Raw genomic sequence first — 10,862 nt, 5'->3', positions numbered from 1 at the left:
GATGGCCGGTTCTCAGTCCGTCAGCCATCGGCACAGCGGGATTCGCCGGCCGTGACGGTCTCCCAGTGCCACTGCGGTCCGAAGGCAGTGACCTCCGCCTCGGCGCCGGCGGCCACCAGGGTGGCGGTGGCGGTGGTGGCGTCGGCAAGCAGCGTCGAGACGTGCTGCGCCGCCAACAGGTCCTGTTCACCGAACGGGGTCCCGGCGCAGCGCAGCAACCGCAGATCGACGAAGCCTCCGAAGGCCCGGTCAAGTACCTTCACCGCCTGCGGGCTGCGGATGCTGAAGCGCACCTGCGCCGCCACATGGCCGTGGTGGTGCTGGTCGGAGTGGAAGGCGATGTCGGGGACAGTGGGCGGCACGAAGTAGTCGCGTGCCTCCACCTCGGGCACCTTGGGCAGATTGCCGACGATGAAATGCCACGAGTTGTACTGCATACGGGAGGAGATCGCCCACGCCACATCGGCGAGCCGGTCCGCCGAGTCCTCGAAGTAGCGGCGCGCTCCGGCCGCCGGCACCACGCAGCAGAAATACTCGGGCAGCTCCCATCCGGAGATCCGGGCCCAGTCCTCATGCCGCAGCGCCTGGATGAGGGCGGGCAGCGAACGCAGGCCGCGGCTCATGGCGAAGTCGGCGTCGAAGGCCGCCCGGGCGGCCGACACCGTCTCGTACACCAGGGATTCGAGTCCGGTGCCGAACGCGCCGTGCGGCCGGGTGAGCCAGTCGGCGCCGGCCTGGATGTCCGCGGACATCTCCGCCAACGTCCCACCGGTGACCGGGATCCGGTCGGCCAAGCGGGCGCAGATCCTCTGCTCCCGTTCCCTGGCACCGTCCGCGGGTGCTTCGGCCACGCGCTCGATCTTGTGCATGAGGGGGCCGTGGATCTCGCGGTAGAGCTGTACGGAACGGGTGACCTGGGCCCGCCGGGCGCGGATGGCCGCGGCCAGCGTGCGGAGTTCGGTGACCCGTTGAGACGCCGCCGGGCGCACCCTCCGGCCACCGGGCACGGCGTTGTACTTGCGCCGGGTCCGCTCCAGCAGTGCGGCCACATGGCCGACCGTGAGCTGGGTGCCGTTGGCCTCCTCGATCCTGGCGTATCCGGCTGAACGGACCAGGAGGGCGAGGCAGACGACCATCACGACATCGCTGTCCGACCACAGGGCGAGCGGTATGCCCTGCAGTGCGCTGAGCGCACAGTCCGGATGTCCCGGCCACAGTGTCTTGCCGGGCAGGGTGTTGCGCTCGCGAAAGTTCGTGTACTGCCGCTCCTCCTGGTAGAGCACGAAGGGCGCGGTCCGGCGCGCGGCGTCCTTCAACTCGTCAAGGAGCCTGTCGCGCCCCTGCGGGCCAGTGGCCGACAGCCATGCCCGGCAGTCCGCGGCCTCGGCGGCCGAGCGGGCCGACGCCTGCCCGACCTCATGCTCGTACGCGGTCAGCGCCGGCGCCGGCCAGGGGATCCGCAACACCCCGTCGACCAGCTTCTCCCGGCCGGCCAGCGGCCCTTCGGAGGGGACGGAGAGCACCACGCGACCACTGGTGGTCAGTCCCAGCTCGCCGAGGAACGCGGGCGGGCCCGCCGCGTCGGCCGTCGCCATGTCGCGCCCCTTGTCGGCGGGCTCGCGCCAGGAGATGCCGAAGAGCACCCGCAGTGCGGCCTCCTCCGTACATCGCAGCGCGCGCAGCGATATGTCCGCGGGTACGAGCCCGCCGAGGGTGAGCAGCAGTTCCACTGCCCGGCCCGGGTCCTGCTCGGCCGCCGCCCGGGACCAGGTCCGCGCGAGCAACCCCGGGAATCCGGCGTTGCTGTCGAAGACGAAGTCCGGCTTGGGAGCGGCACCGGCCCGCTCGCCGAGGCGGCTCGGACGGCGACTCTGCCTGGCCTTCGCCAACGCGGCACGGCGCGAGCCCGCCGCCGCCCTGCCCGTCCCTGTCTCGCCGCGGGGGGTCATCGGCCGGCCTCCTGGGCCGCGATGTGCGTCCACATGTCGCTGTCCGTCGGCGACCAGTCCTCGTCCACGTAGATGCAGTCCACGGGGCAGACCAGTACGCACACCGGACAGCCCGAGCACAGTTCGGGAACGATGACCACATCAAGTCCCCGGTCAAAGATCGCATTGAATTCCGGCGGACAACTTCGCACACAGGAATCGCACGTTATGCATTCTGATGATTCGATGCGGCGCGGCGGTTTCTGCCATCCGGGTTTACGTGCCTTGGTGGTGACGCGTTCCGTTCTGGCAGCCCTTGCAGCTGCCGCAATTTCTTCGTTCTGCGGCATTACGACTCCCCACCCTCGGGTGTCGATTCCAATTGCCCGACGGCTAGCAGCACTTCCAGTCGGGTCGTCGGTAACGAAGCGTCAGGCACCGGCCGATGAACCGTCAAGAAGGACAGGCGCTTCCTGTTCAACCACGGAACTCCCGCAGTTGCCCACGACGGTCCGTATGAAATGGAGTTCGCGCCGCACCGGCGGGCAGGATGGGACCCTCTAAATACGCCCGCGTACGACCTCTACTCGCCGGACGGTATTCGCGAAGTCCCCCAACGCGCGCAGGGCGAGCCGCGTCAGGCGGAGCCGTGTCAGGCCGAGTCGCCCGGCCGCAGCCCGGCGAGGGTGACGGTGACGAGACGGCGCACCGCGGCGGCGGACGGGAGACTCCCGGCCACCTGCAGGGCCGAGAGGCAGTAGGCGGCCAGTTCGACGGGAGCGACATCGTCCCGAACACGGCCCGCCGCGGCGGCCTCCGCCAGCACGTCCCGCACCATCTCGTGAATGTGCCGCTGCGCGTGTACGACATGGTCGTCCTGGTGCAGCAGCGTGACCAGCTCGGCGCCACCGCTCCCCCGGCCGTGACGGCGGGCCCGCTCGTGATGGATCAGGGCGTAGGCCTCAAGGACCGCCTCGAGCCTTTTGCCGGGATCGCCCCCCTGTCCCTGGGCGCGGGCAAGTACCTCGAGGTGTGCCGTGACCTCGCGGTTGTGCCAGGCGACGAGGATGGACTGGACGTCTGGGAAGTACTTGTACAACGTCGCCCGGCCGATACCCGCTTGCTCGGCGATCTGCGACATCGTGACCGCGAGCGGCCCATGCTCGGCTGCCAGCGCCGCCGTCGCATCCAGGACCGCGTCGTGCACCGCTCGGCGGTGCGTCTCGATCGTCTCACTCCACAGCTTCGGCACGCCGTAATCGTACAGCTCGCAGGACTACGACGTTATGCCGCCATCGATACAGTCTGTATTGTAAAATTCGGAGTGAACGCCTCACAGAAGACGAAGGACCCGGGAGACAGGGAGCCGCTTCATGGGACACGGGCCGCACACCCCGATCCACCCTCAGCACACGCCAGGCCACGGCGGCGCACAGATCCGCCGGGCCCGGCTGTACGAAATCGGCGCGGCGATCGGCTTCCTCGGCCGTCGGCGCCGGGTCTACGACGACCTGGTCACCCTCAGCGGCGCCCGCCCCGGGCAGCAGATTCTCGACATCGGCTGCGGCACGGGCTACTTCAGCCGCCGGGCCGCCCTCGCCGTCACCCCAGGCGGCCATGTGGTGGGCATCGACCCATCGCAGCCGGTGATCGAGTACGCCGCACGCCGGGCGCCGGCCAACTGCACGTTCCGGACCGCCTCCGCCCAGGAACTGCCGTTCGGCGACGCCTCGTTCGACGTCATCATCTCCAGTCTCGCCATCCACCACCTGCCCGACGGGGACCGGCTCGCCGCACTGCGCGAGATGCGCCGAGTGCTGCGGCCCGGCGGCCGACTGCTGCTCGTCGACTACGGCAGACTGCCGCGTCATCTCCGCCTGGCCAAGACGCTCGGGATGGCGTCCGGGCACGCGGACCGGCACGCTCCCAGCAGCGAACTGCCGGGCCTGGCCGAACAGGCCGGCTTCCACATCACCGACAGCGGCGACCGCTGGCCCTCGCTGCACTACGTCCTGGGTGACGTATTCGATGCACTTTGACTTGACAGAGACACTCTGTCTCGGAAAACTCGGACCATCGGACACCAGAGTCCGTACGCCTACGAGGAGGCCCGCATGGCCGACCTGCCACACCACTCCGACACCGACTCCCGCAGTCACCCGAGCCTCGACGGCGAGCAGGCGGCCAAGCGACCGCGATGGCGGATCACCTTGTGGGTCGCGGTGGGTGTCGTGCTGATCGCCGCGTTCCTCGTCCTCCACCTCACCGGCGTCATCAGCGTGTCCGGAGAAGGCCATTGACCGGCCCGACCCCGGAAGCAGCGACGCGGTGAGCGGCACACGAGCAGGGGAGAACGCACGATGATCGAGGCGGCCGGCCTCAGCAAGAGCTACGGTTCCACCCTCGCCGTGGACGACCTGTCCTTCACGGTCCCTTCGGGCCAGGTGACGGGATTCCTCGGTCCCAACGGGTCGGGAAAGTCCACGACCATGCGCCTGATTCTGGGCCTGGACGCTCCGACCGCAGGCCGGGTACGGGTCAACGGCAAGCAGTACTCCTCCTACGGCCGGCCGCTCTTCGAGGTCGGCGCGCTGCTGGAGTCCAAGGCTTGGCACGGCGGACGCACGGCGTACAACCATCTGATGTGCCTCGCCCTCAGCAACGGCATCAGCCGCAGCCGGGTCGAGCAGGTGCTGGATGTGGTCGGGCTGACGAGCGTGGCCCGCAGGCGCGCGGGCGGGTTCTCCCTCGGCATGTCCCAGCGCCTTGGCATCGCCGCGGCTCTCCTCGGAGACCCGCCCGTACTGATGCTCGACGAACCGGTGAACGGCCTCGACCCCGACGGCGTGCTGTGGATCCGCAATCTGCTGAAGGCGCTCGCGGCCGAAGGCCGGACAGTCTTTCTCTCCAGCCATCTGATGAGCGAGATGGCTCTCACCGCCGACCGCCTTGTCATCATCGGCCGGGGGCGTCTGATCACCGAGACGAGCATCGAGGACTTCATCAGGAGCGGTACCGGGAACTTCGTTCGGGTGCGCACCCCGCAGCCGGAACAGCTGACCGAACTCCTGCAGTCCCGGGGCGCCACCGTGGTCCGTCGGCCCGCCGACTCGCTGCACATCACCGGAAGTTCCAGCGATGAGGTCGGCGAGCTCGCCCGCGCGCACGACGTCACCCTGCTCGAACTCTCCGCTCAGCAGCAGACGCTGGAGGAGCGCTATATGGAACTCACCAGCGAATCCGTGGACTTCCGTACGGCCGGAGGCGCGCACGTCCCGGTCCCGAACACCCGCTGAGGCCCGTTCATGCACGCAACAGTCGAGGCAACTCGCACCGCTCGTCGATCCGGCCCGGATCTTCCCGGGATCCTCCGCTCCGAGTTCCTGAAGCTCCGCTCGGTGCGCGCGACCTTCTGGACCCTGTTCGCCGCCGTGGTCTTCAACATCGGGGTGGGAGCCCTGGCCGGCATCTTCATCCCCGGGCGGCTCAGCGGGGAGGACAAACTGACCGCCGATGCGATCCGGCTCAGCCTCGCGGGCCTGCATCTGTCGCAGATCGCCATCGGCGTGCTCGGGGTGCTGGCCATCACCACCGAGTACAGCACGGGCATGATCCGGGCGACCTTCGCCGCCGTCCCGCAGCGACGCATGCTGCTGAGCGCCAAGGTCGTCGTCTTCGCCGCCGTCGCGCTCTCGGTCGGCATCGTCTCCTGCTTCGGCTCCTTCTACGCCTTCCAGGCGTTCGCCTCCGACGACGCCCTGTCGCTGTCGATCTCCGATCCCGGAGTTCTCCGGGCGGTCTGCGGCGGCGGCCTCTACCTCGGCGTTCTGGGCCTGCTCGGGATGGGGCTCGGGCTCGTCCTCCGTGCCTCCGCCGGCTCGATCGCCGCGCTCTTCGGCCTGCTCTTCGTCCCGGCGATCCTGCTCGATCTCCTCCCCAGCTCGTGGAAGGAGAACGTCGGCCCGTACATGCCGATGAACGCCGGCAGCCAGATCTTCATCACCAAGGGCGCGGAGGTCAGCAGTCTCGGCCCCTGGCCCGGCATGGGCATTTTCAGCCTGTACGCGGCCGTCGCCCTTGCCATCGGCTTCGCACTGATCAACCGGCGCGACGCCTGATGGCCCCGCCGGTCACCGCGGCCGATCCCGCTCGCCGGCGTTATGAGCTGCTGGCCCCGGTCTACGACTGGGCCAGCGCGGAGCGACCCCTCTACGCACGCGCACGCGCCGAGGCAGCGGAGTTGCTGCGCCTGCGCCCAGGTGCACGGGTACTCGACATCGCCTGCGGTACGGGACGCAACTTCCCGCTCATCGAGCGGGAGATCGGCCCCTCCGGCCGGCTGGTCGCCGTCGACCGCTCGCCCCGGATGCTGCGGCGCGCCCGCGCACGGGTAGCCGGCCAGGGCTGGGACAACATCACCGTACTGGAGCGCGATGTGACGAGCCTGTCCCCGGCGCACTTCGAAGAGCTGGGGCTTCTGGCACGGGGCGCGAGGTTCGACGCCGTGCTGTGCACCCTTGGACTCTCCGTCATCCCCGACTGGCAGGGCACTCTGCGGATGATGGCGGGCATGGTGCGTCCCGGGGGCCGGCTCGCGGTCATGGACGGGTGCTACCCCGCCCGGGCCGGCGGCGCCGACGAGCTGGTCGCGCTGCGACCGCTCGCCTGGCTGCTGTGCCGGATGTTCGCCGCCGACTGCCGTCGCGAGCCGTGGGAACTGGTCCGGGCCGGGACCGACGACGCAGCCGTCAAGCACTACAGCCTCGGCTATGTCGCCGTTGGCGCGGGTACACCCCGGCACGACGGTCACCTTGCCCAGCCCTCCCCATAGCGACTCAGGGGCCGTCCGAAAACGGCCCCTGAGTTGCGGAAGGTCCACATGGCCGGTGTCGCCACGGACGGACCGCTGCACGCCTATGGCTGCCCTACTGACAGGTCAGTACGGTGCTGCCCACTCTCCCTTGCCCACAGCCGCCCACCCTGGGCGGAACAGCGCTGCTCCCCGCGCGCAGGGATGGTCCCGCCGCGGACCCGGACGAGGTCGAGGTGATGCTTTGCTTCCCGCACGTGCTGCTTGATGGCGGCGGCGAGTTGGATCTGCTCCCTGCACGTGCGGGATGGTCCCGTACGGCACGAGCAGGAGCGGCACGCTGAACTCTGCTCTCCGCGCGAGCGGGATGGCCCGACTCAAGGTTAGTTACGGGAGAGCCCCTATCTGCGCATGCGGTGATCGTATTCTGCGGCTGGTTCCAGACCCATGGCGGCACGGCGTTCGTCGAGGCATTCCGGGTCAGCCACCGGTTGCGGACGCAGGTCCGAGCCGTCCGGCTCGTGGGTGTACTGCGTCCCGGACAGCTGGGGCTCGCCTGTCGCGACCAGAACCCGGTCGGTGAGGTAGGCAAGGTGACGTGCAGTCGCCTCTCCTGCCACAGCGGCGGTCTTCTTGAGCTCAAGCGCCCTCCGCTGGAGGGCTGGAACGCTATCCGCGTGCTGGGTCACGCGCCATCGCGGCGCGGTGCCGTGCGGCCTGGCCCTTCTCCGCTCGGCGGTGTAGTTCCTCGGCCAAATTTGCTCCCAAACACGAAGTAGGGGCCATCCGAAGATGACCCCTACCCGCGACGTTTCCGTCGGGACGACAGGATTTGAACCTGCGACCCCTTGACCCCCAGTCAAGTGCGCTACCAAGCTGCGCCACGTCCCGGTGCCCGTGTGACCTGGGGTTTCCCCCTGGCTGAACGCGCACCGAAACAATACCGCACTCCAGGCGGTGATCGCTCACGCCTTTCTCGCCCTGTTGACCTCAAGCGAACTTGAGGTTGCACGCTCGGTGGCATGACGACGACAACGGAACGCGGACACGAGTACGGATACGCCGATCTGCCGGGCCTCATGGGGCGGATGACCGGGGACGAGAAGCACGGGCCGGCCGCGACCTCGACCCTCGACGCCCTCTGGGTGCTCTACGACCGGGTGCTCAGGGTCACACCCGAGCGCGCGGGCGACCCGGAGCGCGACCGGTTCCTGCTCTCCAAGGGGCACGGGCCCATGGCGTACTACGCCGTCCTCGCCGCCAAGGGCTTCATACCGGTCGACTGGCTCGAGCGCTTCGGGGCGTACGACTCTCCGCTGGGGCACCATCCGGACCGCGTGCTCGTGCCGGGGGTCGAGATCGGGAGCGGATCGCTCGGGCACGGGCTGCCGCTCGCGGTGGGCACGGCGCTGGGGCTCGGGGCGCGCGGGCTCGCGGAGCCGGTGGTGTGGGTGCTCGTGGGGGACGCGGAGCTCGACGAGGGCAGCAATCACGAGGCCATCGCCTTCGCGGGTCCTTCCGGTCTCGAGCGGCTGCACACCCTTGTGATCGACAACGCCTCCGCGCGGCATGCCAGGCCCGGCGGTATCGCCGCGCGCTTCGAGGCCGCCGGGTGGTCGGCCCAGACCGTCGACGGCCGTGATCACGAAGCGTTGTACGCGGCGTTCACCGCGCCGCATCCGGGGCGGCCGCGCGTGGTCGTGGCGCGGGTCGAGCCGAAGGGCTCGGTGAGCGAGCCCAAGCTCGCCTGAGGCCTGACGCCCGACCGCCGTCCGGCTCCCCTCCCCTCACTCCCACATCAGCTTCTCCCGGAGGTACCTCTGTCATGGACACCATGCGTGATCGCTTCGCCCCCGTCGTCTCGCGACTGCTCGACGAAGACCCCCGCGTCGCCGTCGTCCTCGCCGAGATCGGGGCAGACGGATTCAAGGACGCTCAGCGCAAGCACCCGGACCGGGTGATCAACGTCGGGATCCGGGAGCAGCTGCTCGTCGGCGCCGGGGCCGGGCTCGCCCTTGCCGGGCTGCGGCCCGTCGTGCACACCTTCGCGAGCTTTCTCGTGGAGCGGCCGTTCGAGCAGCTCAAGCTGGACTTCGGGCACCAGGGCGTGGGCGGGGTGCTCGTCAGCGCGGCCGCTTCGTTCGACTGGCCCGCCGGTGGCTTCACCCATATGTCACCGGGTGACGTGGCGCTCCTCGACACCCTGGACGGCTGGACCGTGCACGTGCCGGGGCACCCGGACGAGGCGGAGACCCTGCTGCGGCACGCGGTCGCCGCCGGTGACGACAAGGTGTACGTCCGTCTTTCGGTCCAGTCGAACACTCAGGCTCTGCCCGTCGACGGGGCACGCTTCCGCACCGTGCGCGATGGCCGTGACGGGGTCGTGATCGCCGTCGGCCCGATGCTGGACAACGTCCTCGCCGCGACCGAGGGGCTCGACGTGGGCGTGCTGTACGCGACCACCGTGCGGCCCTTCGACGCGGAGGCGCTGCGCGGGGCCGTCGGAGCGGCGGAAGCCGCCGACGTCGTGATCGTCGAGCCCTATCTGGCCGGAACCTCCACCGCCGGCGCGAACGACGCGCTGGCCGACCTCCCGCACCGGGTCCTCGGGCTCGGCGTCGGCCGCGCCGAGCTGCGCCGCTACGGGCAGATCGACGAGCACACGGCCGCGCACGGCCTCGACGCGCGGTCCCTGCGGGAGCGGATCACCCGGTTTCTGGGGGCGCGGGCTCGCGGATAGCCGCCGGCGCGGGCAGTCGGCCTGGCCCGCCCGACACCGGGGCCGCGTCCGCGCGCACCAGTCCGCGTATGGCGGGCACCGCGAGCATGGCCAGGCAGACGGCGACCGTGGTCACGCCGCCCGTGATCAGCACCTGCTCCGCGCCGAACGCGCTCGCGGCGGGCCCCGCGAGCGCCTGGCCGACCGGCAGCAGCGCGATGGAGCCCGCGACGTCGTACGCGTGGATGCGGTTGAGGACGTCGGGCGGCACCTGGGTCTGGACGCTCGTCGCCCACATCACGCCCCAGAAGGAGAGTCCGGCGCCCGCGACCGCGGCGCCCGCCGCCATCAGCGGGACGCCGAGCTGGGCGCCGACGGCAGCCGGGAACGCGCAGTAGCCGATCAGCGCGATGGCGCCGGCGCGGAGCATGCGGCGGGGGCGAAGCCGCAGGGCGAACAGGCCGCCGAGCACGGTGCCCGCGCCGAGGGCGGAGTTCACCAGGCCGTACGCGCCGGAGCCGTGCTCCTGGACGACGAGCGTGGCGACCAGGGGTGTCAGCGGGCCCGTCGTCGTGATCATCAGGACGCAGAAGATGGCGATGACGCCCCAGAGCCAGGTGCGGGACCTGAACTCCCGCCAGCCCTGCACGAGATCGGCCCGGAAGCCCTCGCTGTGCGGCAGCGAGCCGGGCAGTGCGGGCGGCAGCCTGAGCAGCAATAGACACAGGGCACTCAGTCCGTACGTTCCCGCGTGCGCGGCGAAGACGGCGCCGGGCGAGGCGAGGGCCACCAGGACGCCGGCGACGGCCGGGCCCGCCAGGGCGGCGACCGACTCGGCCACCCGTATCGCCCCGTTGGCCTTCTGGACGTCGGCGGCGAGGCGCGGCACCGTGCTGGCGACGCCCGGCTGGAAGATCGCGCCCGCGGCGCCGTTGACCGCGCCGATCACGCAGATCTGCCAGAGGACGACATGGCCGGTGAAGAAGAGGACGGCCGCGACCGACTGCGTGCCGAGCCGTACCACGTCGGCGCCGATCATCAGCAGGCGCGTGCTGAACCGGTCGGCGAAGACCCCGCCGAAGATCACAAGGCCCGCGAAGCACACCGTGGTGGCGGCCATCGCGAGGCCGACGGCCCCCGCGCCGTGCCCGTGCCGCAGCAGCCCCGCGGCGAGCGCGACCGGCAGCATGGTGTCCCCGAGCTTGGCCACGGCCCGCGCGCCGAAGAACAGCGTGAAGTCCCGCGACCAGATGCTCCCGCCGTCGCGGATGCTCTTCCGCTCAGTCGTCAGAGGAACAGCCGTCGGAGGAACAGCGGACCGGCCCGCGCCGGTCATCCCCCGGGCACCACGCGCGGCCGGGCCGCTGTTCCTCCGACGGCTGTTCCTCTGACGACTGAGCGGAAG

Annotated in this window: 11 protein-coding genes and 1 tRNA gene; 7 read left to right on the top strand and 5 right to left on the bottom strand. The window is 70.4% G+C overall.

Annotated elements, in window-relative coordinates:
* Positions 1-20: 20 nt before the first annotated feature.
* The 3 genes from E2651_RS03555 to E2651_RS03545 all read right to left on the bottom strand — a co-directional run bounded on the left by E2651_RS03555 (position 21) and on the right by E2651_RS03545 (position 3,180).
* The gene (locus tag E2651_RS03555) at positions 21-1,949 is read right to left on the bottom strand and encodes a hypothetical protein (RefSeq protein ID WP_135329480.1); all 1,929 of its coding nucleotides are present in this window, start codon (positions 1,947-1,949) and stop codon (positions 21-23) included.
* A complete protein-coding gene (locus E2651_RS03550) occupies positions 1,946-2,278 on the bottom strand; it encodes a 4Fe-4S dicluster-binding protein (protein ID WP_135329479.1) in 333 nt (110 codons plus the stop codon). Before E2651_RS03550 ends, E2651_RS03555 begins: the two co-directional genes overlap by 4 nt.
* A gap of 302 nt (positions 2,279-2,580) precedes the next feature.
* On the bottom strand, positions 2,581-3,180 hold the full coding sequence (locus E2651_RS03545) for a TetR/AcrR family transcriptional regulator (RefSeq protein ID WP_135329478.1): 600 nt from the start codon (positions 3,178-3,180) through the stop codon (positions 2,581-2,583).
* Positions 3,181-3,301: 121 nt separating this feature from the next.
* Between E2651_RS03545 and E2651_RS03540 the strand changes: the two genes are divergently transcribed.
* From E2651_RS03540 to E2651_RS03520, 5 genes are all read left to right on the top strand, one after another.
* Positions 3,302-3,967, top strand: a complete 666-nt coding sequence (locus E2651_RS03540; RefSeq protein WP_135329477.1) for a class I SAM-dependent methyltransferase — start codon at positions 3,302-3,304, stop codon at positions 3,965-3,967.
* Positions 3,968-4,042: 75 nt separating this feature from the next.
* Positions 4,043-4,228, top strand: a complete 186-nt coding sequence (locus E2651_RS03535) for a hypothetical protein (protein ID WP_135329476.1) — start codon at positions 4,043-4,045, stop codon at positions 4,226-4,228.
* 60 nt (positions 4,229-4,288) lie between these two features.
* Positions 4,289-5,224 carry an ABC transporter ATP-binding protein gene (locus tag E2651_RS03530; RefSeq protein ID WP_135329475.1) on the top strand — a complete coding sequence of 312 codons (936 nt, stop codon included), beginning with the start codon at positions 4,289-4,291 and terminating at the stop codon, positions 5,222-5,224.
* 9 nt (positions 5,225-5,233) lie between these two features.
* Complete coding sequence (locus tag E2651_RS03525; protein ID WP_135329474.1) at positions 5,234-6,046, top strand: ABC transporter permease subunit; 813 nt, start codon at positions 5,234-5,236, stop codon at positions 6,044-6,046.
* Positions 6,046-6,759, top strand: a complete 714-nt coding sequence (locus E2651_RS03520) for a class I SAM-dependent methyltransferase (protein ID WP_135329473.1) — start codon at positions 6,046-6,048, stop codon at positions 6,757-6,759. Before E2651_RS03525 ends, E2651_RS03520 begins: the two co-directional genes overlap by 1 nt.
* Before the next feature lie 796 nt (positions 6,760-7,555).
* Here the strand turns inward: E2651_RS03520 and E2651_RS03515 are convergent.
* Positions 7,556-7,629, bottom strand: a tRNA-Pro gene (locus tag E2651_RS03515).
* Positions 7,630-7,760: 131 nt separating this feature from the next.
* Here E2651_RS03515 and E2651_RS03510 point away from each other — a divergent pair.
* The gene (locus E2651_RS03510; RefSeq protein WP_135329472.1) at positions 7,761-8,489 is read left to right on the top strand and encodes a transketolase; all 729 of its coding nucleotides are present in this window, start codon (positions 7,761-7,763) and stop codon (positions 8,487-8,489) included.
* 74 nt (positions 8,490-8,563) lie between these two features.
* Positions 8,564-9,478: a transketolase gene (locus E2651_RS03505; RefSeq protein WP_135329471.1), complete on the top strand. Its 915-nt coding sequence runs from the start codon at positions 8,564-8,566 to the stop codon at positions 9,476-9,478.
* On the opposite strand, the gene E2651_RS03500 is transcribed toward E2651_RS03505, so the two are convergent.
* On the bottom strand, positions 9,444-10,793 hold the full coding sequence (locus tag E2651_RS03500; RefSeq protein WP_135329470.1) for an MFS transporter: 1,350 nt from the start codon (positions 10,791-10,793) through the stop codon (positions 9,444-9,446). The two genes, E2651_RS03505 and E2651_RS03500, sit on opposite strands and share 35 nt — an antisense overlap.
* Between the last annotated feature and the right edge of the window lie 69 nt (positions 10,794-10,862).

Origin of the sequence: Streptomyces sp. MZ04 (assembly GCF_004684775.1) — a bacterium.
Classification (GTDB): Bacteria; Actinomycetota; Actinomycetes; order Streptomycetales; family Streptomycetaceae; genus Streptomyces.
Note: the sequence above shows the minus strand (reverse complement) of the source record. Positions and strands in the feature narration are given on the sequence as shown.